Annotated in this window: 22 protein-coding genes; 14 read left to right on the plus strand and 8 right to left on the minus strand. The window is 56.8% G+C overall.

Going from position 1 to position 23496, the window contains the following annotated elements; genetic code table 11:
• Positions 1 to 59: 59 nt before the first annotated feature.
• The 8 genes from regB to trxA all read left to right on the plus strand — a co-directional run bounded on the left by regB (position 60) and on the right by trxA (position 11858).
• A complete protein-coding gene (regB, locus tag NWQ23_RS14830) occupies positions 60 to 1463 on the plus strand; it encodes a sensor histidine kinase RegB (RefSeq protein WP_306167163.1) in 1404 nt (467 codons plus the stop codon).
• A 79-nt stretch (positions 1464 to 1542) separates the two neighbouring features.
• On the plus strand, positions 1543 to 3087 hold the full coding sequence (locus NWQ23_RS14835) for a PAS-domain containing protein (RefSeq protein WP_306167164.1): 1545 nt from the start codon (positions 1543 to 1545) through the stop codon (positions 3085 to 3087).
• A 41-nt stretch (positions 3088 to 3128) separates the two neighbouring features.
• Positions 3129 to 3593 carry a tRNA (adenosine(37)-N6)-threonylcarbamoyltransferase complex ATPase subunit type 1 TsaE gene (gene tsaE / locus NWQ23_RS14840; protein WP_306167165.1) on the plus strand — a complete coding sequence of 155 codons (465 nt, stop codon included), beginning with the start codon at positions 3129 to 3131 and terminating at the stop codon, positions 3591 to 3593.
• Complete coding sequence (locus NWQ23_RS14845; RefSeq protein WP_306167166.1) at positions 3586 to 4551, plus strand: aminoglycoside phosphotransferase family protein; 966 nt, start codon at positions 3586 to 3588, stop codon at positions 4549 to 4551. The genes tsaE and NWQ23_RS14845 overlap by 8 nt, the downstream gene beginning before the upstream one ends.
• Positions 4548 to 5219 carry a nucleotidyltransferase family protein gene (locus NWQ23_RS14850; protein WP_306167167.1) on the plus strand — a complete coding sequence of 224 codons (672 nt, stop codon included), beginning with the start codon at positions 4548 to 4550 and terminating at the stop codon, positions 5217 to 5219. Before NWQ23_RS14845 ends, NWQ23_RS14850 begins: the two co-directional genes overlap by 4 nt.
• A complete protein-coding gene (gene addB, locus NWQ23_RS14855) occupies positions 5212 to 8139 on the plus strand; it encodes a double-strand break repair protein AddB (RefSeq protein ID WP_306167168.1) in 2928 nt (975 codons plus the stop codon). The genes NWQ23_RS14850 and addB overlap by 8 nt, the downstream gene beginning before the upstream one ends.
• On the plus strand, positions 8136 to 11477 hold the full coding sequence (gene addA / locus NWQ23_RS14860) for a double-strand break repair helicase AddA (RefSeq protein WP_306167169.1): 3342 nt from the start codon (positions 8136 to 8138) through the stop codon (positions 11475 to 11477). Before addB ends, addA begins: the two co-directional genes overlap by 4 nt.
• Before the next feature lie 60 nt (positions 11478 to 11537).
• Positions 11538 to 11858 carry a thioredoxin gene (gene trxA, locus NWQ23_RS14865; RefSeq protein ID WP_306167170.1) on the plus strand — a complete coding sequence of 107 codons (321 nt, stop codon included), beginning with the start codon at positions 11538 to 11540 and terminating at the stop codon, positions 11856 to 11858.
• Between the two features lie 48 nt (positions 11859 to 11906).
• Here trxA and NWQ23_RS14870 read toward each other — a convergent pair whose 3' ends face one another.
• The gene (locus NWQ23_RS14870) at positions 11907 to 12824 is read right to left on the minus strand and encodes a hypothetical protein (RefSeq protein WP_306167171.1); all 918 of its coding nucleotides are present in this window, start codon (positions 12822 to 12824) and stop codon (positions 11907 to 11909) included.
• A gap of 101 nt (positions 12825 to 12925) precedes the next feature.
• Between NWQ23_RS14870 and hslV the strand changes: the two genes are divergently transcribed.
• From hslV to NWQ23_RS14890, 4 genes are all read left to right on the plus strand, one after another.
• Complete coding sequence (hslV, locus tag NWQ23_RS14875; protein WP_306167172.1) at positions 12926 to 13486, plus strand: ATP-dependent protease subunit HslV; 561 nt, start codon at positions 12926 to 12928, stop codon at positions 13484 to 13486.
• A gap of 3 nt (positions 13487 to 13489) precedes the next feature.
• Positions 13490 to 14557, plus strand: a complete 1068-nt coding sequence (locus tag NWQ23_RS14880; RefSeq protein ID WP_306167173.1) for a hypothetical protein — start codon at positions 13490 to 13492, stop codon at positions 14555 to 14557.
• Between the two features lie 19 nt (positions 14558 to 14576).
• Positions 14577 to 15884, plus strand: coding sequence for an ATP-dependent protease ATPase subunit HslU (gene hslU, locus NWQ23_RS14885; protein WP_306167174.1), 1308 nt, complete (start codon positions 14577 to 14579; stop codon positions 15882 to 15884).
• A 72-nt stretch (positions 15885 to 15956) separates the two neighbouring features.
• The gene (locus tag NWQ23_RS14890) at positions 15957 to 17192 is read left to right on the plus strand and encodes an MFS transporter (RefSeq protein WP_306167175.1); all 1236 of its coding nucleotides are present in this window, start codon (positions 15957 to 15959) and stop codon (positions 17190 to 17192) included.
• Here NWQ23_RS14890 and NWQ23_RS14895 read toward each other — a convergent pair.
• Genes NWQ23_RS14895 through NWQ23_RS14905 form a run of 3 tightly spaced genes read right to left on the minus strand, consistent with a single transcriptional unit; the run spans position 17175 to position 19429 of the window.
• Positions 17175 to 17765 (minus strand): Smr/MutS family protein, encoded by a 591-nt coding sequence (locus tag NWQ23_RS14895; protein ID WP_306167176.1) that lies wholly within the window; start codon positions 17763 to 17765, stop codon positions 17175 to 17177. The two genes, NWQ23_RS14890 and NWQ23_RS14895, sit on opposite strands and share 18 nt — an antisense overlap.
• A complete protein-coding gene (locus tag NWQ23_RS14900; RefSeq protein WP_306167177.1) occupies positions 17765 to 18715 on the minus strand; it encodes a murein transglycosylase A in 951 nt (316 codons plus the stop codon). The genes NWQ23_RS14895 and NWQ23_RS14900 overlap by 1 nt, the downstream gene beginning before the upstream one ends.
• A gap of 51 nt (positions 18716 to 18766) precedes the next feature.
• Positions 18767 to 19429 carry a Tim44/TimA family putative adaptor protein gene (locus NWQ23_RS14905; protein WP_306167178.1) on the minus strand — a complete coding sequence of 221 codons (663 nt, stop codon included), beginning with the start codon at positions 19427 to 19429 and terminating at the stop codon, positions 18767 to 18769.
• A 112-nt stretch (positions 19430 to 19541) separates the two neighbouring features.
• Here NWQ23_RS14905 and NWQ23_RS14910 point away from each other — a divergent pair, with 112 nt between their 5' ends.
• Entirely contained in the window at positions 19542 to 20024 is a 483-nt protein-coding gene (locus NWQ23_RS14910; RefSeq protein ID WP_306167179.1) for an FxsA family protein, read from the plus strand.
• Positions 20025 to 20082: 58 nt separating this feature from the next.
• Positions 20083 to 20586: a protein-export chaperone SecB gene (gene secB / locus NWQ23_RS14915; RefSeq protein ID WP_306167180.1), complete on the plus strand. Its 504-nt coding sequence runs from the start codon at positions 20083 to 20085 to the stop codon at positions 20584 to 20586.
• Here the strand turns inward: secB and dnaQ are convergent.
• The 4 genes from dnaQ to NWQ23_RS14935 are packed head-to-tail and all read right to left on the minus strand — an operon-like array spanning position 20583 to position 23317.
• Positions 20583 to 21314 carry a DNA polymerase III subunit epsilon gene (gene dnaQ / locus NWQ23_RS14920; RefSeq protein WP_306167181.1) on the minus strand — a complete coding sequence of 244 codons (732 nt, stop codon included), beginning with the start codon at positions 21312 to 21314 and terminating at the stop codon, positions 20583 to 20585. The genes secB and dnaQ overlap by 4 nt on opposite strands.
• Complete coding sequence (gene coaE / locus NWQ23_RS14925; protein ID WP_306167182.1) at positions 21307 to 21897, minus strand: dephospho-CoA kinase; 591 nt, start codon at positions 21895 to 21897, stop codon at positions 21307 to 21309. Before coaE ends, dnaQ begins: the two co-directional genes overlap by 8 nt.
• Positions 21894 to 22721, minus strand: a complete 828-nt coding sequence (locus tag NWQ23_RS14930) for a shikimate dehydrogenase (protein ID WP_306167183.1) — start codon at positions 22719 to 22721, stop codon at positions 21894 to 21896. The genes coaE and NWQ23_RS14930 overlap by 4 nt, the downstream gene beginning before the upstream one ends.
• Entirely contained in the window at positions 22718 to 23317 is a 600-nt protein-coding gene (locus tag NWQ23_RS14935; protein ID WP_306167184.1) for a nucleoside triphosphate pyrophosphatase, read from the minus strand. Before NWQ23_RS14935 ends, NWQ23_RS14930 begins: the two co-directional genes overlap by 4 nt.
• Positions 23318 to 23496: the final 179 nt, after the last annotated feature.

Consider the following 23496-nt stretch of genomic DNA (forward strand, 5'->3'; position numbering starts at 1 on the left):
TTGATCCTGCGCCATTTCGCCTTATCCTTCCAGATCATCAGCATATCGGACCCAACAGCATGGCGCCCAGCGAGTTTCAGCTTTTCAATGAACAGGAGCGCAGCAATTGGGTGCGCCTGCGGACGCTCGTCGCGTTGCGATGGTTCGCGATCATAGGTCAAACGATTGCAATTTTGGTCGCCGTGCGTGTCTATAATATACAAATTGAAGTTGGTATGGCCGCATTGGTCATCACTCTGTCTGTGATGGCAAATATCATCTCCAGCTATACCTACCCTGAAAACAAACGCCTCTCCGAAGTACAGGCCACCCTCTGGCTGGTTTTTGATATTGTCCAGCTCGGGCTGCTCTTGTTCCTCACTGGGGGGCTGAATAATCCGTTTGCGATGCTCATACTGGCGCCTGTCACGATTGCAGCAACTGTCTTGCACCTGCGCAACACGATTTTTCTTGGCCTGATGACCATTTGTTTGGTCACAGTGATCAGCCGTACTCACCTGCCGCTGATCAGTGCTGATGGCAACGTGCTTTCGCTACCCAACTTGTTCGAGTTCGGCTTCTGGGTGGCGCTTTTGATTAGCGTGGTCTTCCTTGCCCTTTATGCCCGTCAGGTCACCACCGAAATGCATGCGATGGGCGAGGCGCTGGTTGCAACCCAACTCGCCCTCGCGCGGGAGCAAAAGCTCACTGATCTTGGGGGTGTGGTTGCTGCCGCGGCGCATGAATTGGGCACGCCTCTCGCGACGATCAAACTGGTCAGCAGTGAACTGAAAGAAGAACTCGAGAACCATCCCGAGCTTTTGGAGGATGCCGAGCTAATTCGTCAACAGGCCGACCGTTGCCGTGATATCCTGCAATCCATGGGGCAGGCAGGCAAAGATGACCTGCATTTGCGGCAGGCTCCCGTTGAAACCGTCGTACGCGAAGCCGCCGACCCCCATATAAACCGTGGTAAGGCTGTGCTCTTTTATATCGCGCCAGAAGAGGGAGCGGGACTGACACAACCGATTATCAGGCGCCGGCCCGAGATCATCCACGGGCTGCGAAACCTGATCCAGAATGCCGTGGATTTTTCGCGGTCTGCGGTTTGGGTTGAGGTAAATTGGACCGATGACCAGATTGTTGTGCGCATTTCAGATGATGGCGATGGCTTTCCACAATCCGTCATCGGCCGCATCGGAGACCCTTATGTCAGGCGCCGTCGGTTGCTTGAAGATGGCGCACGCCGTCCCGGCTATGAGGGCATGGGTCTTGGTCTCTTTATTGCCAAGACGCTATTGGAGCGATCCGGAGCAAAGCTAACCTTTACAAACAGTCGCCGTCACGGCCACGCAAGCTGGAATGGGCAAGCAACCGGAGGAGCGGTTGTCGAAGTGATCTGGCCACGCAACGTGCTGCAAGCCAGTGAACCACTCGGCAGCACGCCTTTGGGTAAGAACCAACCGATCGCAACCTGGCCCTAGAGCATTTCAATTAATCCCACATTAACCTTCCTCGCCGATGCTGGCTTTGAGCAGGATCAGGAATGGATGGGCAATGTTGATGGATGCGGCGGATCTAGCCATGGTCTTGTTGGTGGCTTTTGTCGGTGCAGGCTTGATACTGGCTGTGCTGAAGCCGAAACAAAAACAAGTTGCAATGGCTCCGAAAGACCCATCAGGCATAGAAGCTTGCGTCGCCGTTTTCCTGTTTCAGGGTAAATCGCTGGTCGATGCGACGGGCGGGGCGGTTGCTTTGTTGGACCACAGGGCCGATCACATGTCTGACTATGATGCAGTTCTGCATGCGCTCGAGGCAAGATTTCCCACACTTGGCAGCACTCTTGATGATCCGACCACGACCGCAACCCGCCTGCGGAGCAAGGAAGGCCCCGAGGTTTTCATCGACATCAAGCGTGATGATACGCAGCTTCGTTTGTCGCTCTATACTGCCGAAAAAACGGTGATGCAGTTGTGGGTTCAGGCGGCGGATGATGCCCGAACATCATTGATGCATGATGTGGCCGCCCATACGACACAGCTGATTTGGCAAACCGACAAGGTCGGAAAACTGCGCTGGGCCAATCGGGCCTATTGTGAATTTGCAGCGCCGCAAGATCCTTACCAAACGCCGCTCTTTGTGATGCCTTCAAATCTGGATACGCAGGGTGAGCACCGGTTGAGCATCACAAACCCGCAAACTGAAGTTACGCAATGGTTCGATGTGAGAACGGTTGCCCATGCCGATGGCTTCCTTCACTTTGCAAATGATGCAAACGCGCTTGTGCGCGTCGATCAGCAAAGACAGAGCTTTGTCCAGACGCTGGGCAAGACCTTTGCCCAATTATCGATTGGATTGGCAATCTTCGATAGGGACCGTCAGCTGGTCATGTTCAATCCGGCGATGCTTGAGATGACCCAACTGCCGATCGATTTTCTCACGGCGAAACCATCGATCGATACTGTCCTTGACCGCCTGCGCGAACGACGCATGATGCCAGAGCCAAAGAACTATGGCTCTTGGCGTGAACAGTTCTCAGCCGTTGAAACGGCCGCAAAGAACGGGACCTATAGCGAAAACTGGGCGCTTCCCGACGGCCAAACCTACCGGGTCACAGGACGCCCCCACCCTGATGGCGCATTTGCATTTCTCTTCGAGGATATCAGCGCCGAAGTGTCACTGACCCGGCGGTTTCGTTCCGATATCGAGACGGGGCAAGCGGTGCTTGATACGCTTCCCGATGCAATCGCCGTGTTTTCCGCTGCCGGCACGCTGGTCACCACTAACCGTGCCTATGGCGCGCTTTGGTCGACCAATGCCGAACTGATGCTGGAATACCGTGAACTGCAATCCGAAATGTCGATCTGGCAGGACCGTTGCATTCCTTCGCCGATATGGTCCGAAATGCGCAATTTCGTGCAACAGGTTGGTGCGCGCAAGCCATGGTGCGAAGACGCGATGCTTGATGATGGGCGTCATCTGAAATGCTACGCAACACCCATCGCCGGCGGCATGACAATGGTCCGCTTTGCTATTGCGCCACAGATGCGCCCCGTGATCCGCAAACTGACACTGCCGGACGCGGCCATCCGGGCAGGCAAACGCTGATTTTCGCTTGCAGGGGCCACGCGAGGCCATAGTGTCGGACTATGACCAACCCCCTGTTTCATTTTGTGCTTGCCGATGAGGATGCCACCACAAATCTGGCCAGTCTCATTGCGCCACACCTCAAGGCAGGTGACACGCTGCTTTTGGAGGGGGCCATCGGCGCAGGCAAATCCGCCTTTGCACGTGCTTTGATACGGGCGCGTCTGGGCAGAATGGAAGACGTGCCATCGCCAACCTTTACGCTTGTTCAGACATATGAAGATGCTTCTGCAGACATCTGGCATTGCGACCTTTACCGGCTGACTCATCCTGACGAAGCGCTCGAACTTGGATTGGATGAGGCCTTTGAGACGGCAATCTGCCTCATAGAGTGGCCCGATCGCTTGGGCGATATCGCGCCAAAAACCGCCCTCAGGCTCGCATTTTCCGCAGAGGATCACGCGCATAAGCTCACAATTTCTGGCCCCCCACCCTGGGACAGCCGTCTGAGAGGTCTGCATGACTGAACGCGCAGAACTGGTCGAGGCGTTTCTTGCCGATAGCCCGTGGCGAAACTGGTCGCGCACGGCCCTTGCCGGCGATGCCTCGGCGCGGCGGTACTTGCGCCTGACTGATCAAGAACAAACCGTAATTCTGATGGATGCAGCACCACAGAACGGAGAAGATACCAAGCCCTTTGCGCAAATTGCGTCCCTTTTGCATGCAAAGTCGCTCTGCGCGCCTGACATACTGGCACATGACCCGGTGGCTGGCCTCATGGTCCTGTCCGATCTGGGCGAAGACGATTTTGCGCGCTGGCTCGCCGATCAACCCGCAGATGCACCAAAGCTCTACCGGGCTGCAACGGACGTGCTCATACGCCTTCAAGAAATAGAGCCGCCAGAAAACTTGACTTGGATGACCCCTGCCGTGGGTGCAGACATGATCGGCATCATCGGAACACATTACGCCAAAGGACCGACACAAGACCTTTGCGCCGAAATGGAACGGGCGCTGACGCGCCTTGCGCCCGCACCAACAACGCTGGCCTTGCGCGATTATCATGCCGAAAACCTCATATGGCGGGCGGATCGGAGCGGCACGGACAGGGTTGGCCTGCTGGATTTTCAGGACGCATTTATCGCTCCGGCAGGCTATGATCTTGCTTCACTCCTGCGCGATGCAAGGCGGGACGTACCGCAATCTATCGTTGACGACTGCATCGCCTATTATGCCACGCGCACGAATGTCGACACGGACTTTCCGGCCGCGGTTGCCTGCCTTGGAGTTCAACGCAACCTGCGCATCATGGGCGTGTTCGCCCGCCTTGCTACGGAACAAGGCAAAACTCGCTATCTGCGTTTCATGCCACGAGTCTGGAGCCATATAGTACAAGATCTCGAGAATCCCGCCTTGGCTGACCTGAGGCAGGCGGTCCGGGACACTATTCCGGCACCGACCCATGTTGAGGAAGCCGCCACATGAGCCTTCCTATCCTTTTTTTCGCCGCAGGCCTTGGGACCCGCATGGGAACACTGACCGCGCAGCGGCCAAAACCACTGATCAAAGTGGGTGGAAAAGCCTTGATCGACCACGCACTGCAGATTGCCGAAGTGGCGCAGGTGGGCACCAAAGTCGTCAACCTGCACTACAAAGGCGATATGATCCGGCAACATCTGAAAGATCAGGACGTGCTTTTTTCAGACGAGTCCGACATGCTGCTGGAAACGGGCGGCGGGCTGCGCCTTGCACTTCCGTTGCTGGAGGGCAATCCGGTTCTGACGATGAACACCGATGCGGTCTGGAACGGGCCAAACCCGATCCGTCGACTGCTTGATAGCTGGCGGCCAGAGATGGAGGCGCTCTTGTTGATCGTCGAGAAGCAGAACGTAACAGGACATTTCGGAAAAGGTGATTTTCGCCGCGACGCACAAGGCCGCCTGCACCGCGCGCCAGAAGCGATCTATACTGGGCTTCAGATCATCCGCACTGATGTTCTGTCAGAGATTACGGAAACTGCGTTTTCGATGAACATGGCATGGAACATCATTGCCGCGCGCCGCGGACTATACGGGTCGACCTACGAAGGCCGGTGGTGCGACGTTGGGCAGCCATCAAGTATTCCGCTGGCCGAGGCGATGCTTGATGTTTGACCCGCAGATAAAGCCGCGCATCTTTGCTATGGCTCCGGGTGTTGATTTCGCCCAAGGCCTGGTTGCGGGGCTGAACGACCGTTCCGCAGGAATGGCCCCGACTGACTGGGCACGCGTCGAAATTTACGTCAACACCACACGCATGCAAAGGCGGATCAGATCCGTCTTTGACAGCGGCCCGCCGCGGCTCTTGCCGCGTATCAGGCTGATCACCGATCTGGCAAGTGACCCTGTTTCTGTTGCCTTGTCGCCTGCGGTTTCCCCCTTGCAGCGCAGGCTGGAACTTTCACAATTTGTGGCCAAGCTACTGGAACAAGAACCTGATCTTGCGCCAAGGGCCGCACTTTATGACTTGTCCGACAGTCTGGCAAAACTGATGGATGAAATGCAGGGCGAAGGAGTCAGCCCCGAAACAATTGCGCAGCTTGATGTCACAGACCAATCCGGCCACTGGGATCGTGCCCTGCAATTTCTGTCGATCATCACGCCCTTTTTCAGCCAAGAAAACCAGCACCCCGATAAAGAGGCCAGACAACGCCTTGTGATCGAAGCGCTTATTGCGCGCTGGGCGGAACGACCGCCGACACACCCCATTATCGTCGCTGGCTCCACCGGTTCGCGGGGGGCGACAGCCCTTTTCATGCAGGCGGTCGCAAAACTCCCGCAAGGGGCGATCATCTTGCCGGGCTATGATTTCGATCTGCCCGGGCAGGTCTGGGCCGCGATGGATGATGACATGACCGCCGAAGATCATCCACAATACCGCTTTCGGCGGCTGATGGATCTGATCGGTTTCGACCATCAGGATGTGTGCCATTGGACCACGCAAACGCCACCCCGTCCCAAGCGAAACGCCCTGATCTCGCTGTCGCTGCGGCCCGCGCCTGTCACAGATCAATGGCTGGCGGAAGGTCCAGATCTGGGTGATCTGCTGCAAGCAACCGATGGCCTAACCCTGGTCGAGGCTAGCTCTCCACGTGCCGAGGCCGAAACCATTGCGCTGCGCCTGCGCCAAGCGGCCCAAGACGGGATGACCGCCGCACTTATATCACCTGACCGCATGTTGACCCGCCAAGTGACGGCGGCACTGGATCGTTGGGGCATCAAGCCGGATGACAGTGCCGGAACGCCGCTTGCGCTGTCCCCACCGGGGCGGTTCCTGCGCCATGTCGCTGATCTTTTTGGCAAGCCGCTTACAGGCGAAGCCCTGCTAACGCTGCTGAAACATCCGCTGTGTCATTCCGAACGCGCGGATCGGGGGGATCACTTGCGCCACACGCGCGACCTTGAACTGCACCTGCGGCGCCATGGCCCGCCATTTCCAACGGCGGATGATCTGCTGACATGGGCCAAGGGTGACATGGGCCGCGAAACTTGGGCGCATTGGCTTGCTGGACTGGTGACACATCTGGACCAAAACGAGACGCAAGCCCTCACAAGCTATGTCACCCAACATCTTGCTTTGACCGAACAGCTTTGTGCCGGCCCTTTAGTGGCGGGATCCGGTGGTCTGTGGGATGCAGCGGCAGGCCGCGAGGCGCGCAGGGTTTGTGAGAATCTGCATACCGTGGCCCACGCGGGCGGTCAGATGTTGCCACGCGATTATGCCGCCCTTTTTGGGGCCATCATTGCGGAAGGTGTTGTGCGTGATCGGGATGCAGGCCACCCCAATATCCTGATCTGGGGCACGCTCGAGGCTCGCGTTCAAGGGGCTGACTTAACCATCCTTGGGGGTATGAACGACGGCGTCTGGCCTGAAGCACCGCCGCCCGATCCTTGGCTGAACCGCGTGATGCGTGCAAAGGCGGGATTGTTGCTGCCCGAACGCCGCATCGGGCTTTCGGCACATGACTATCAACAGGCGGTTGCAGGGCACGATGTCTGGATCACGCGGTCCAAAAGGTCAGCCGATGCGCAAACTGTACCTTCGCGCTGGGTGAACCGGTTAACAAATCTGCTTAAGGGACTCCGTGACCAGAAAGGCGAAATCGCTTTGGAAGCGATGAAGTCGCGGGGTGACCATTGGATTGCAATGGCCGCAACCCTTTCTGCCCCGTCAGAGCGGGTCGCGCCAGAACCGCGCCCGTCGCCTTGTCCCCCCATTGCAGCACGGCCTGACAAACTCTCGGTCACGCAGATCAAAACGCTGATCCGTGATCCTTTCGCGATCTATGCGCGCAAAACACTGCGGCTTGAGGCCCTTGATCCACTGGTGCCCAGCGCTGATGCGCCACTGCGCGGCACCATTGTCCACAGCATTCTGGAGGCGTTCATCAGGGGCGGTTACGGTCCTAACGACCGCAACACATTGATGCAGATTGCTGCGCAGAAATTCCTGCAAGACTGCCCTTGGCCGACGGTCCGTGCGCAATGGCTGGCGCGCATGGAACGGTCCGCCGATCAATTCCTGACCGATGAGGCCGAAAGACAGGCGATAGCAGCGCGCAATATCCTTGAGGCCTATGGCGAAATCTTCGTCGCGCCATCCGGTACATTACTGACCTGCAAGGCAGACCGGATTGATCTGACCGAGGCCGATACCGCTATGATCTATGACTACAAGACCGGTGCAGTCCCGTCAGCCCAGCAGCAGGAAAAATTCGACAAGCAGCTCTTGTTGGAAAGCGCAATGGTCGAACGCGGGGCTTTTGAAAAAGTCGGTGCAAAGCAGGTTGCTGGCGCGCGCTTCATCGGGGTCAACGCCGCGATGAAAAACGTCGATGCGCCACTGGACAAGCAGCCCCCAGATCAGGTTTGGGCCGAGTTAGAGACGCTTTTTGCACATTGGCAAAGTCCAGATCGCGGGTATACCGCCCGCCTCGCGCTTTTTCTCAAGGCGGACCAAAGCGACTATGACCACTTGTCGCGCTATGGTGAATGGGACACCCACGAAGAACCTGTTCCGCAGGTGCTCACATGATCCGCGACGCCGCCACGCAACGGCAGGTCGATGCCGCCGATCCGAACACTTCGACGTGGTTGTCCGCAAACGCCGGGTCCGGCAAAACGCGGGTTTTGACTGACCGTGTGGCCAGGCTTCTTCTCGAAGATGTCTCGCCGCAGAACATCCTGTGCCTGACCTATACCAAAGCTGCCGCCGCCGAGATGCAGAACCGTCTGTTCCAGCGTCTTGGCGCATGGGCGATGATGCCGGACGATGCCTTGCGCGCAGAACTCGTGACGCTTGGTGTCAACCGTCAGATCGACGCGGCGCAGTTGGGTCAGGCACGCACGCTCTTTGCCCGCGCGATCGAAACGCCCGGGGGCCTCAAGATCCAGACGATCCACTCGTTTTGTGCCGGCGTTCTGCGCCGCTTCCCGCTCGAGGCGCAGGTCAGCCCGCAGTTCCGCGAAATGGAGGACCGCGCCGCCGAAATGCTGCGGTCCGAGGTGGTTGATGCGATGGTATTGGGGTCACAGGCGCATGTCGTGCACAACATGCTGGCGCATTTCACAGGTGATGATCTGGCAAAATTCACGGCGGAGATTGCAGGCAAGCGCGATTCCTTCGATCAGGACTTTAACGCCGGGACAATCAAAGATGCCCTAGGCTTATCTGCTGACGCCCAGCGTGACGATGCGCTTAAACTGGCGTTTCAAGGGGATGAGGCGGCGATTGTCAGCGATCTGAAAGAGGTCTTCAAAGACCAAAGCCCTAGCTATCAGAAATTCGCTGCCCAGCTTGCAGCGCTTGACCTGAAAAACGCTGATTGGACAACGTTAGACACACTTTTTGGCCTTTTTCTTTATGCGGGGACTGCGGATTCCAAATCGGTCAATTACCCCCAAAGCAATCACAAGAAAGCGGTCGACGCGATGGCACCCATCGCAGAACGGGTCCACGACTGGATGGACCGCGTCGCAGAGGCACGCGCGCATCTTTGGGCGATGGACGCCGTAGAGCGGACCATAGCGCTTTATGATTTCGCGCAGGTCTTCATCCCCGCTTACGAGGATCGCAAGCTTGCAATGGGGGCACTGGATTTTGACGATCTGATCCGCAAGACCAAGGCGCTGCTGACAGATCGCAACGTGGCGCAGTGGGTGCTGTTCCGGCTGGATGGCGGGATTGATCACATCCTTGTGGACGAGGCACAGGATACAAGCCCCACCCAATGGGCCGTGATTGAACAGCTGACACAGGAATTCGCAACCGGTGAAGGCGCGCGGACAAATCGCGAGCGGACGGTTTTTGTGGTCGGCGACAAAAAACAGTCGATTTATTCGTTCCAGGGCGCTGATCCTGCCGCCTTTGACAAGATGCAAAAACATTTCCGCGATGCGCATCGTGCAATTGAAAAACCGTTCGAAATCACCTCGCTTGACCATTCATTCCGCTCTTCGCAGGCAATCCTGTCGGTCGTCGATGCCACCTTTACCGGCGCTCGGGCTGAAGGCATGGATGACGTACTGAGCCATATCGCCTTCAAGGAGAATATGCCTGGCCGTGTGGACCTTTGGCCTGTAGTCGAGAAATCAAAGGTGGAAGACACCCGCGACTGGTTCAGGCCTGTCGATGAGCCCAGCGCCACCGATCACACCGTTCTGATGGCCCAGCGCGTTGCCTCACAGATCAGCTATATGATCAATAACGAGACCATCCCACAAGAAATCGGCCATTCTGGAGCATACGTCCGCAGGAAAATCACCGAGGGCGATTTCCTGATCCTTGTGCAGCGCCGCTCTGATCTTTTCGCAGAAATCATTCGTGCCTGCAAAGCGGCTGACCTTAAAATTGCCGGGGCAGACAGGCTGCGGGTCGGGGCAGAGCTTGCGGTCAAGGACCTTGCAGCCCTGCTCAGTTTCCTTGCATTGCCCGAGGATAGTCTTTCGCTGGCCGCCGCATTGCGGTCACCGCTTTTCGGCTGGACCGAACAACAGCTTTTCACTTTGGCGCATTACCGCCTAGAGAAGTCCTTTCTGTGGGAGGCTTTGCGCGGCTCTGACCACAGCGACACTTTGGAAATTCTCTATGATCTGCGGGGCAAGTCAGATTTCCTGCGCCCCTATGACCTGATCGAACGTATCCTGACCAGACACGATGGCCGCCGCAAACTGCTCGCCCGGCTTGGGCCAGAGGCAGAAGATGGTATTGATGCGCTTCTGTCCCAAGCTCTGGCTTATGAAAGCACTGGCGTGCCCAGCCTGACAGGGTTCCTGTCATGGATGCAAACCGATGATCTGGAAGTCAAACGCCAGATGGAAAGCCAAGGCGACCGGATCAGAGTGATGACCGTCCACGGAGCCAAAGGGCTGGAGGCCCCAATCGTCATACTGCCCGATACAGCCAAGCGCGACATTCAGGTCAAGCAAGACTTGCTGCCCGCCGGCGATCACGTGATCTGGAAACCCTTGGCAAAGGCATCCCCGCCAGCGGTTGCCGCATTGCGCGAGACAGTCATCGCAAAGCAAGCGCAAGAGCGGCTGCGTTTGCTTTATGTCGCCATGACCCGCGCTGAAAAATGGCTCATCGTTGGGGCCGCCGGTGACGTGGGTGAGGGCGACGCGAGTTGGTACAATATCGTCGCGGAGGGAATGCAGCAGCGCGGCGACTATGATGCATATCTTGGTGATCTGCCGATCCGGCGGGTATCTGAACATGACTGGAACGGGCTGCCGCTTGAAGAACCGGTTCACAAGGAAACGCCCCTTGTGAGCCCACCCGTATTCGGTGACCTTCCAGCCATCGAAAAACCAAAGACCATCCCGCCCTCTGACCTGCCCGGCGCAAAGATTTTGCCCGGCGATCCAGTAGGCGACGACATCGAAGACGCAATGGAACGTGGATCGAAGATTCACCTTTTGCTGGAACATCTGCCGCTGATACCGCAGCAAGAGCGCCAGAACGTCGGACGACAGTTGATCCAATCGAGCGACAACGTGCTGGTGGACGAGATCATCAGCTTGATAGAGCAACCTGAGCTTGGTTGGATCTGGGCTCAGGACGGATTGAACGAGGTCGGGATCACTGCCGATGTTGCCCCCATCGGGCGTATTCACGGCGCTATTGACCGGCTGGTCATCGGCCCCGACAAGATCACTGCGATTGACTACAAATCAAACCGTCTTGTCCCCGCAACGCCAGCGCAAACGCCGATGGGCCTGCAACGCCAGCTTGCCGTCTACCAGCAGGCACTTCGGCAGATCTATCCGGATATGGTCATCGAAGCGGCGATTCTTTGGACACATACCGGGACATTGACCTATTTATCTGATGATCTGCTTCACGAAGCCCTGAACACGATTGCAATGCCTTGACCAATCGGGCCGGTCTTCCTAGTTTCAGCCTCCAATGATTTTTCGCCAAGGAGTGACCTGATGGCAACCGTAGCAGTGACCGACGCAACCTTTGACGCCGAAGTGCGCCAGTCCGATATCCCCGTTGTCGTAGACTTCTGGGCGGAATGGTGTGGCCCTTGCAAACAAATCGGCCCCGCACTGGAAGAGCTTTCCGCAGAGATGGCGGGCCGCGTAAAGATCGTCAAAGTGAACGTAGACGAAAACCCGAATTCTCCGGCGCAAATGGGCGTGCGTGGGATTCCAGCACTCTTCGTTTTCAAGAATGGCGAAGTGGTGTCCAACAAAGCGGGCGCCGCACCCAAAGCCGCCATTCAAGGCTGGATCGAAGATTCGATTTAACGTTCTGGCAAAGACATAAAAAGGCGTCCCTCGGGGCGCCTTTTTTGTTCAGACAGGCCAGCCATGCCCCCGCAACACGGTGCAGATTTTCTTGTTTGCTTCTGGCCGTCCTGCGTTGATGGCACGCTGCTGCAAGAACCACTGCAAATAAGCTGCATAGTCCGGCCTGTGCTGCGAAACCTGATCAAAGGCCGCCGCAACGCCAAGCTCTGCCACCTTGAGCGCGATGTGGTGAAAGTCAGTCTTGGCAAATAAAATAAGGGGTTTTCCAAAGAAATAGCCCATAAAGCCAACGCTGGAATTTTGGGTAACGATGTAATCGCAGGTCTGCAATAACTGCTCGGTCCCTCCCGCACGGACAAAGAGGCGCTCGTTTTCCGCCTGCAAATCCTCCAGCGCGCGCTGCTCATCGGGGCTGTAGGTTTCCGAAGGGTGCAGCGTTGCCACCACTTGGCGTCCGGCATCGCATTCAAGAACGGTTTTCACCATGTCGATCGGGCTGCAAAGCTGAAAGGACCGTTTGCGTAACAGTTGCCCCTGAAGCGGGACATAGACAAAACCATCCGCGCGGGCGTGCTGTGGTGCCTCGTCGAAAAGGCGTAGCCGCCAGAACCGGTAAAAATTGGCCGCTTTCTTGGGGTCGACCAAAGCTGGATCAAAGCTCTCTTCCGCAACTGGCCAAGTCCAGCGCCGGCCCTGTTTTTCAATGTGCCAGAATGGATAGATATAGGTTTTGCGAAACGTCAGCCCGCGCGTGTTCACAGGTTCATCCATCAGGAAAAGACTGCGTCCCGGGCGCGCTAGCGCCCTCAATCTTGCCAGATCATCATCGTTGTCAAAGGCGATCTGCAAACCAGCATCCGTCAAGACATCACTGACTTTCTTGATGAAATTGTGATTGCCCTGCTCTGCCTGTTTGCGCAGCTTGGGATGAAGGTAGAATGTCACTGTGTCGCGCGCGCTCATGGGAAGAACGCTAGCCTGACGCAAAATGGGGAACAACCCGTTCGGGGTTGTTTGCCTCAACTTGCCCCGCCATATATGCAGGAACGCGCAAGGAGCAGACGATGGCAAAAGAAGAATTCCCTGGCTGGCATGGCACGACCATCATCGGTGTTCGCAAAGGCGGGCAGGTTGTCATTGCGGGTGACGGTCAGGTCAGTCTTGGGCAGACGGTCATTAAAGGAACTGCTCGCAAAGTGCGGCGCCTGTCACCTGGTGGTCAGGATGTGATCTGCGGTTTTGCAGGATCGACGGCAGATGCCTTTACCCTGCTCGAGCGGCTCGAGAAAAAGCTGGAAGCAACGCCAGGGCAATTGGCCCGCGCTTCGGTGGAACTGGCCAAGGACTGGCGGACCGACAAGTACCTGCAAAAACTCGAAGCGATGCTGATTGTCAGCGACGGGTCAGAGCTTTTCGTCATCACCGGCGCAGGTGACGTGCTGGAACCCGAACATGACATCGCTGCCATAGGATCGGGCGGCAACTATGCCCTTGCAGCGGGCCGTGCGCTGATGACAACCGACCTGAATGCAGAAGAGATCGCGCGTCAGGCAATGGCGATTGCCGCTGATATCTGCGTTTACACAAATGGCAACCTCACTGTCGAAACCATCAAGAGGGCCTGAGCGATGATCGAGCGCAATGATCTCAGGGCTGCGGTCGGAAGTGGTCTGATCAATGAAAAACAGGCAGCGGGGCTCATCAGTCTTGCCGATAGTCGGCGTGGGGCGCGTGAAAACCTCAATCCCGGCGATGAACCATTCGAGCTGTTCAAAGGTTTCAACGAGATTTTCATCGTGATCGGGCTTCTGATCCTGTCAATGGGTTGGTGGGGTGTCGTTGCCTTGGCCTTGGGTGACGATGTCGTCAACCTGCAAGACTATGCGATGATCGTCACCCTGATTGGCGGCGGTCTTTTGTGGCTCTTGTCGGAATATTTCGTGCGCAAACGCCGCATGGTGGCGCCCGCGATTGCCCTGTCGATCATGTTCGCCATGAATGCCGGGTTCGGGTTTACGGCTGTTCTTTCGGAACCTTTCATGGTGGCGCAGAATGATTTCAGCAGCGTGCCTTTTCCACTTTTGCTCGCGACACTTTCCCTTCTGGTTTACTGGTGGCGGTTCCGGGTTCCCTTTGCGATGGCGATGATCGCCGTCGGGCTTTTTGCAATTGCCATCGTCTACACGGCCAGCCGCGGCGGGCGGGTCGACAGTATCAGTGACCTCTTCTTGCTGTCTGCTGACGGGCCTTTTGCATGGATTACTCTGGTACTTGGCGTTTTGGTTTTCGCTGTGGCAATGATGTTTGACATGAGCGATCCGCATCGCGTGACCCGCAGGTCGGCCAATGGTTTCTGGCTGCATGTTGTCGCGGCACCTGCCTTGGTCAATACCGTGGCTCTTTCGCTGCTGGATCAGGATAGCAGTGGTTCAAACATGATCCTGCTTGGGCTTCTGGCCATGTTTGCCGTTGTTGCAATTGTCATCGACCGCCGGTCGTTCCTGATTGCGGCCATCGGGTATATTGTGGCTTTGGCGGCGACGGTGTTCGACGGTGACGGGGCTGCCTTGACCGTTCTTATCCTGGGGATCGTCCTGCTTCTGCTCGGCGCGTTCTGGGAACGCATCCGTGCGCGGATCTTGCGCCTGATGCCCGGCTTTGTACCGCTGCACCGTCTTCCACCATCACAATTCTAAGGCCCCATAAAGGACCATCATGACAGACCTGACCCCCCGCGAAATCGTATCGGAACTGGACCGGTTCATCATTGGCCAGAACGATGCCAAGCGCGCCGTTGCGGTCGCCCTACGCAATCGGTGGCGGCGCAAGCAATTGGGCGATGACCTGCGCAACGAGGTTTACCCCAAGAACATCCTGATGATCGGCCCCACCGGCGTCGGCAAGACCGAAATCTCGCGCCGTCTGGCAAAACTGGCCCGCGCGCCCTTTATCAAGGTCGAGGCGACGAAGTTTACCGAAGTGGGCTATGTCGGCCGCGACGTGGAACAAATCATCCGCGATCTGGTTGATACGGCCATCCTTGATACCCGCGAACACATGCGCGAAGACGTCAAGACAAAGGCCCGCGAAGCCGCAGAAGAAAGGGTCATTACAGCCGTTGCCGGCAAAGATGCCCGCGATGGCACCCGCGAAATGTTCCGCAAAAAGCTGAAATCAGGCGATCTGGACAATACGATTATCGAGCTGGAGCTTGCAGATACATCCAATCCGATGGGCGGTTTCGAAATCCCCGGTCAACCCGGCGGGATGGGCGGCATGATGAACCTTGGCGATCTGTTTGGCAAAGCGATGGGTGGACGGACTGTCAAAAAGCAGATGACTGTGGCGGATAGCTACGACGCACTGATCGCTGACGAAGCTGACAAGCTGTTGGACGATGAAACGGTGACCAAGGCGGCCCTGGAAGCTGTTGAACAGAACGGGATCGTTTTCCTTGATGAGATCGACAAGGTTTGCGCCCGCGCCGATGCCCGTGGCGCCGATGTGTCCCGCGAAGGGGTGCAGCGCGATTTGCTGCCATTGATCGAAGGCACGACCGTTTCCACCAAACACGGGCCCATCAAGACCGACCATATCCTGTTCATTGCCTCCGGCGCCTTCCATGTGGCCAAACCATCGGACCTTTTGCCTGAACTGCAAGGCCGCTTGCCGATCCGCGTGGAATTGCGCGCGCTGACCGAAGATGATTTTGTGCGCATCCTGACCGAGACGGACAATGCACTCACCTTGCAATATTCGGCGCTGATGAAGACCGAAGAAGTCACCGTGACCTTCACACCGGAAGGGATCAAGGCGCTCGCAAAGATCGCGGCAGAGGTGAATGAAGCGGTCGAAAATATCGGGGCGCGCAGGCTTTACACCGTGATGGAGCGGGTGTTCGAGGACCTGTCATTCAACGCACCAGATCGCGCCGGTGACGAGATCGCAGTTGATGCAGCCTTTGTCGAAAAGCATCTGGGTGAATTGTCGCGGTCGATGGATATCAGCCGCTACGTGCTTTGATCCGAACGGGAAAATGGAGGCGCTTGTAAAATAGCGCTTCCACCCGCCACGATCCGAGATCATCTAGGGCGGATGAGCACGCCCACTGGATACCTGCGCTTTATTCGCGAGAACCTGCCATTCTTGGCAACGGGTGCTTTGCTGTCTTTCCTTTCCAGCTTCGGGCAGACCTTCTTTATCTCGATCTTTGGCGGGGAAATCCGCGAGGCTTACGGGCTGTCCAATGGTGATTGGGGGCTGATCTATATGATCGGCACGGGGGCCTCGGCGGTCGTGATGGTTTTCGCGGGTGGCTTGGCGGACAGGTTTCGGGTACGCACACTTGGGATTGTCGTTGTCCTTTTGCTGGCCTCTGCCTGCTTGTTCATGGCATTCAATGCGGTCGCGGCCTTGCTGCCTTTCGTGATTTTTGCCCTGCGATTTACGGGCCAAGGCATGACAACCCATGTGTCGACTGTCGCGATGGCGCGCTGGTTTGTCGCCACGCGTGGCCGCGCGCTGGCTGTTGCCTCATTCGGTTTCATGCTGGGCGAGGCGACATTGCCGTTAACTATGGTCTGGCTGAAATCATTCATTGACTGGCGCACACTTTGGGTGTGTTTCGCGGTGTTCTGCGTTCTGGCCTGCTTTGTCCTCTACCGGCTTTTGCGGCTCGAGCGCACGCCGCAATCCATGGCGGCGATGGAGCAATCTGCCGGGATGTTCAGCAAACACTGGACCCGCAGCGAAGCGCTGCGCCATCCGTTGTTCTGGGCCATGGTGCCTGCGGTCATGTCGTTTTCGGGGTTCGGCACCGCCTTCTGGTTTCATCAGGTCCACTTCGCGGAAATCAAAGGCTGGTCACATCTGGCACTGGTTTCAGTATTTCCACTCGGGACATTCGCGCTTGCGTTTTCGACCATCGGTTATGGCTGGGCAATTGACCGGTTCGGGGCCACGCGACTTTTGCCGATCTATCTGATCCCGCTAGTGGTTGCTTTCGTCCTGCATTGGTATGCGCCATCTTTGGCGTGGACGGCTTTCGCCGTGATCCTGATGGGCATCGCCGGGGGCGGGCAAGCGACGTTGCTGAACGCCTGTTGGGCCGAATTTTATGGCACGCGCCACATAGGGTCGATCAAATCCGCGGCCGCCGCACTGATGGTTCTGGGCTCTGCCATAGGTCCGGGGCTAAGCGGGTGGTTGATCGACATCGGCGTGGGATTTGAAGTGCAGCAGTTAGGTTATGCCGCTGTCTTTGCTTTCGCGGCATTGATCCTGATCGTCCCGACGCGCCGCGCGCGCCAAGCTCTATCGAATGCGGCGTAGATAAACGTAATAGGCGCCATGCCCGCCATGTTTCAAATGCGCAGGCGTGATCTGCAAAATAGCCTGACGCAAAGGTGGCAAAGCCAGCCATTGCGGGACCTGATGACGCAAGACGCCATGTCGCGTCGGGATCGGGCCACCGTCATCACGGTCTTTGCCCTTTCCGGTAATCACCAGAACCAAACGCCGTCCGAGTGATTGCGATCCCAGAATGAAGGAAATCAGTTCTGGATGGGCTTCAGCCATCGTCATGCCGTGCAAGTCAATCCGCGCCTCGGGCTTGATCTTGCCCCGCTTCATTTTGCCGAATGACTTGCTGTCCATATTCACTTGTGCCGCAGCCAGCCTGTCGACCAGCGGGCGCATCACATCATGCTGGCGTGCAATGCTGGCATTTTGGCCGACACGAAAATCTGGCAGCGGGTCGGGGGCGATCGGCCGTTTCTTCGGCTTTGCGGGCATCACAGTTTCACGTAATGGCTCATCTCGCTGTGGATGCAATGGCGTGGCACGTTCGGCAACACGATCCCAAAGCGCGCGCTCGTCCGGCGAAAGATGGCGAGGTCTGCGCATCAGCCTTGCCCCGCAAGCAAACGGTCCGCTTGTGCAGTGGGCAGCAACACGACCATGCGGCCACCCTCGTTGATCTGGCCTGCAATCTGGCCTGCTGCATCGCCCGTGCCAAAGAAGATATCAGCCCGCTGCGCGCCCTTGATTGCAGACCCGGTATCTTGTGCGACCATCAAGCGGTGCATCGGTGCGGTGCCTGCCTTTTCGATCCAGACAGGCGCGCCAAGCGGCGTGAATTCCGGATCAACCGCGATGGAGCGGCCTGCCGTGATTGAACGGTTCATCGCGCCCAGTGGGCCCATCTCTGCTGGCACTTCACTGACTTCGCGAAAAAACACATAGCTTTCGTTTTCCAGTAAAAGCGCACGCCCCTCAGCACCGTTGTCGCGCACCCATCTGCGGATTGTATCGGCTGAGACTTGCTTTGGTTCGAAAATACCGCGCGCGACCAATGCCTTGCCAATCGAGGAGTATGGATGGCCATTCTTTGCCCCAAATCCCACACGCATCACGCTGCCATCAGGAAGTTTGATCCGGCCAGAGCCCTGGACTTGCAAAAAGAAAACATCCACCGGATCTGCCAGCCAAGCCAACTCCAGGCCTTTGTTTGCCAGCGGCTGATCTTCTTCAATCGCGCGGCGGGTGTGAAAAGGTTGGCCGGGGACAAGATCATCCGGGACGACATAAAGCGGGTAGCGATAGGTGGCAGTTGGTTCGCGCGATCCCGACAGTTCGGGTTCGAAATATCCTGTAAACAGCATCGGATTGCCATCCGCGATCAGGACGGGGCGAAAGTGCGTTTCAAAGAAAAGGCGCGGATCGACAGTACTCTTCGTGACATCCCGCAATTCACTGCTTGTGGCGCGAAACACCTCTAGCGCGGCGCGATGATCATCATCGCGCCACCCCTGAAGGTCGTCAAAATCAAGTAATGTGTAGGTCGGTTTGGCCATCGCATTGCCTGTCGGTCAGTGAAAGGCCGGGACTGCCAAACCAGCCTCTCTTCATTCGCCGGTAGCTACAAGCCGCCAGTTTGGATCGCCAGCGTCCATCTTGCGAGAGAAAGTCCACGTATCTTTCTGGCGCTTGATCTCTTTATCGCTGCCTTCGACGACATCACCAGCATTGTCACGAACAACCGATGTCATCTCGCTCTTGAAGCGTACCGAGATATCGCCCTCTTTCGAGAATTCATCAAATGTTGCTTCTGTCAAAGCCATGTCGCTGATGCCAATGAATTTCGCATCAATGGTTAGACCCTTACGCTGCCGCTCATCAACGACCGACGCGAAGGCCTCGTAAACATCTTCGGAAATGAAGGGCACGATACTGTCGAGATCGCCATTCTCGAAGGCCATCAGGATCATCTCATAGGCACCACGGGCGCCGCCAAGGAATTCGCTGACATTAAAAGACGGGTCTACCCGCTTCATCGCGGCCAGTGCTTTGGCAGAGGCAGAGCCTTCTTCAACGTGATCTGTGATATCAAGATCGGGGCCACCTTCGATGACGTCGAAGTCCGGCTTTTTCACGCGCCGCTCTGGGTCGGGGCGGGTGACCGCCGGCTTTTCAAAGCCTTCGCGCGTGCCAAGCACGCCGCGCAAACGCAAAATCAAGAAAACAGCGATGCCTGCAAGCACCAGAAGCTGTATAAGCGGAGAGTTCATTGGGACCTCATTCAGGGGAAGGCATGGAAACACGCCCGTTCCTTGCTTATGTAGGTCAGGGGTTGGTCCGAGTCCACCTTACCCCCCGAACATGTTATGAAAGGCTGATGAAATGTGGCTGTTAATCGCGTTTATTGCGGTCCCGATGATCGAAATCGCCCTGTTTATTCAGGTTGGCGGTTTTATCGGGATATGGTGGACACTCTTGATCGTCCTGACAACCGCCGTGGCCGGGTCATATCTGGTGCGTAACCAAGGTTTGCGCGAAATCGCCAATCTGCAACGGTCGTTTTCAGAACTGGATGATCCGACAGAACCACTGGCCAATGGCGCCATGATCTTGTTCGCGGGCGCGCTCCTTTTGACACCCGGTTTTTTCACCGATACGCTTGGGCTGGCGCTTTTGGTGCCGGGGGTGCGGCGCGCCGCTTTCCTATGGGCCAAATCGAAAGTCAAAGTGCAAAGCTTTTCCATGGGCGACGGTCCTGCCCAGCGCCCCCAAGGGCCACGCGACCGTGTGATCGATGCTGAATTTGAGGATGTGACGCCGAACAAAGACCGCCCTGAAGGGCCGTCGGAATGGACCCGGCATTGAGCCTTGACAAATAGGCTGATAGGAACGCGCAAATCAAATTTAACCGGAGCCTCTTCCTATGTCCGACACACCCGAAAACGGCGCAGCCGCACCAGCCGCCGCCCCGCAGATCACAAGCCGCGTTCTGGCCCAATACATCCGCGATATGTCTTTCGAAAACATTCTTGCCCAGAAAGGTGTGACTGGCGATGCGCAGCCTGAAATTCAGGTGCAGGTTAATCTGGATGCGCGCAAACGCACGACAGACAATCAGTACGAGGTGATCACGAAACTCAACATCACCAGCAAGACGAAAGAAAAGGGCGAGCCTCTTTTCGTGCTCGAGATTGAATATGCCGGGGTTTTCCATGTGGAAGGCGTGCCCGACGACCAAATGCACCCTTACTTGTTGATCGAATGCCCGCGCATCACCTTCCCGTTCCTGCGCCGGATCGTCAGCGACGTCACCCGCGATGGCGGATTCCCCGCGCTGAACCTTGAAACAATCGACTTTCTTGCGCTTTATCGGTCCGAGCTGACACGTCGCGCCGAAGCTGAAAAAGCCAAGGCAAAAGCGAACTAAGCGCGCTTTTTCCAGATTGCGCCGTCGCCCAGCTTTTCAATGAAAGCAGCATGGGCGGCGGCTTCTTCCTCAGAAATTTTTGATTGCAGCGGTATGGGGCGCGCCGACGGACGCCACTCTTCTGTGTTGCCATTGGCTGATCTCACCCGTGTATCGGTTGCCAGCGCAAAGTCCGGTTGCCGACCACCGATCAGTTCCAAGTAGACTTCTGCCAAAATCTCGCTGTCCAGCAGCGCGCCATGCAGCGTGCGAGAGCTGTTGTCGATTGCGAAACGACGGCACAACGCATCCAGCGAAGCCGGAGAGCCGGGGAATTTCCGGCGCGCGATCGCGAGCGTATCCAGCGCCTGATCCATAGGCAGCAAAGGGCGGTTCAGCCAGCCCAGTTCCGCATTCAGGAATTTCATATCAAATGCGGCGTTATGGATGACCAGCCTGGCATCACCGATAAAGTCGATAAAACCCTGTGCGATATCTTTGAATACCGGCTTGTCGCGCAGCGTTTCCTGACCGGGTTTCGGGTCCTGCGGTGGTTCCAGCAGATCCGGGCCGATGCCATGCACAGCAAAGGCTTCGGCAGGCATGGATCGTTGAGGGTTTATATACTGGTGATAGGTGCGCCCCGTGGGGACGTGACCGATCAGTTCGACCGCGCCGATCTCTACGATCCGGTCACCTTCGCTTGGCTCGAATCCAGTCGTTTCGGTATCAAGTACGATCTCACGCATCGGTTTGCCCTGTCAGTTTTGTGATCAGTTCTTGCACGGCCTGCCGTGTGTCGTCCAGCGTCAGTGTTTCAATCACATGATCCGCGCGTTTGCGTTTTTCCGCATCCGGTGTTTGGCGGGACAGAATGAGGTTGAACTGTTCCTCTGTCATGCCGGGACGCGCGATCACGCGCTCTTTTTGCACTTTGGCAGGTGCCGTCACAACCAGAACAGAGGAAAGCCATTTATCCGCTCCGGTCTCAAAAAGCAGTGGAATGTCGAGGACAACAAGCGGTTCGCTGTGGTGATCCAAGAACGCGCGCCGATGTGCAGCAACAAGAGGATGAACGAGCTCTTCTAGCTGCGCAATCACTGTCGGGTCATTCGCGATCAAACCGCGCAGTGCCTCGCGACTTACAGCGCCGTCGATAATGGCCTGCGGAAAAATGGCGGCGATGGGTGCAACAGCGGCACCCCCTTGGGCGTAAAGCGCATGTACAGCGGCGTCCGCATCCCAAACAGGGATGCCTTCATCACGGAACATCTGGGCGGTTGTCGATTTGCCCATGCCGATTGATCCGGTAAGACCAAGAAGATGGGTCATCCCAGAACAGCGCGTCGGGTCGCTTCGTCGACTTCTGGGCGTTGGCCGAACCAGCGCTCAAATCCCGGAACACCCTGATGCAATAACATTCCAAGCCCATCGACGGTAATGCAGCCTTTTTTCTCGGCTGCATCCAGAAAAGGCGTGCGCAGCGGGGTATAGACGATATCAGTCACAACTGTCTTGGGCTGCAAACCATTGAGCGACACTTTGAACTCTTGCGCCCCTGCCATCCCAAGCGATGTGGTGTTGATGACGGTATTGGCCTCTTCCAGCATCTTGTCTGCCTGCACCCAATCAACAACTGATACGCGAGCCCCGAAATCAGCGCGGAGCGCTTCGGCTTTGGGGCGGGTGCGGTTTGAAATGATAATCTGGGGGACGCCCGCATCTGCCAGAGCCACAATAATGGCGCGGGCAGCACCACCAGCGCCGAAGATTGCAGCGGGTCCGGCCTTTGGGTCCCAATCAGGGGCACCTTGGCGCAGATTGGCCATGAAGCCATAGCCATCTGTGTTGTCTGCGAAGATACGCCCGTCTTCCTTGAAGATGAGCGTGTTTGCGGCCCCGATCAGGGTTGCTCGGTCAGTGATCTGGTCAGCGAACTGCATCACGCTGACTTTGTGGGGGATCGTTACGTTTGCTCCGATAAAGCCCTGGCTGGGCAAGCGGCGCAGTGTTTCTTCGAGTTTATCCTCTGTGACCTGCAGCGCTGTATACTCTCCCTCTATCCCATAGCGGTTCAGCCAATAGGTGTGCAATTTTGGGGAAAGTGAGTGGCTGATCGGATTACCGATGACACAGGCGCGGGGTATATTTGTCATGACGGTAATGTTCCGCGAAGGGTGAGATATGACAAGAGTTCCAGGAGCGGGAGGCCCAATACATTGAAATAATCTCCTTCAATGCGTGTAAAAAGTCGCACTCCTTCTTCCTCGAGTTTGTAGGCGCCAACGCTATGGCGGATGCTATCCCAGTTCCGGTCGACATAATCCTGCAAATAGCCGTCAGAGGCATCGCGCATTTGCAGACGGACAATACCAACGTGGCGCCACAGCGGTTTGCCATCTGCGTAGATAACCGCCGCGGACAAAAGTTGGTGTTTTTGGCCGCGGAGCGCTTTGAGTTGGTCCACGGCCTCTTGTGGAGATTCGGGTTTCGAAAAGATGTCCTGATGCAGGGCAAGAACCTGGTCACATCCGATCACCAGCGCATTCGGATGTTTTGCCCCGATACGTTGTGCTTTGATCTCTGCCAGAGCATCGGCGATGTCACGCGGGGACGCATTTTCAGCTTGCAGGGCCGCGCGGTAAGCGTCTTCATCGATACGCGCGGGAACAACAGAAAAGACCAGACCCGCATTTCTTAGAAGTTGTGCCCTGATTTCCGAGTTGGAAGCCAAAATGATCGGTTCAGTCATGTGGATAACCTTTGGGAGAAACCATGTGCCATCTATCGGACAGATATGGGCATATCTAGCGTAAGGATCTGATTTGTGTAAAACCTTGTCCTCTCGCTGGGTGACACCATCTATTTTCCACCGTGGGCAAGGATAAGTCCAGATTGTGGAGGAATCGTTCAAGATGGCCTGTCAAGCAT

It is taken from the genome of Yoonia sp., from assembly GCF_030731595.1.
In the GTDB taxonomy this organism is placed as follows: Bacteria; Pseudomonadota; Alphaproteobacteria; order Rhodobacterales; family Rhodobacteraceae; genus Yoonia.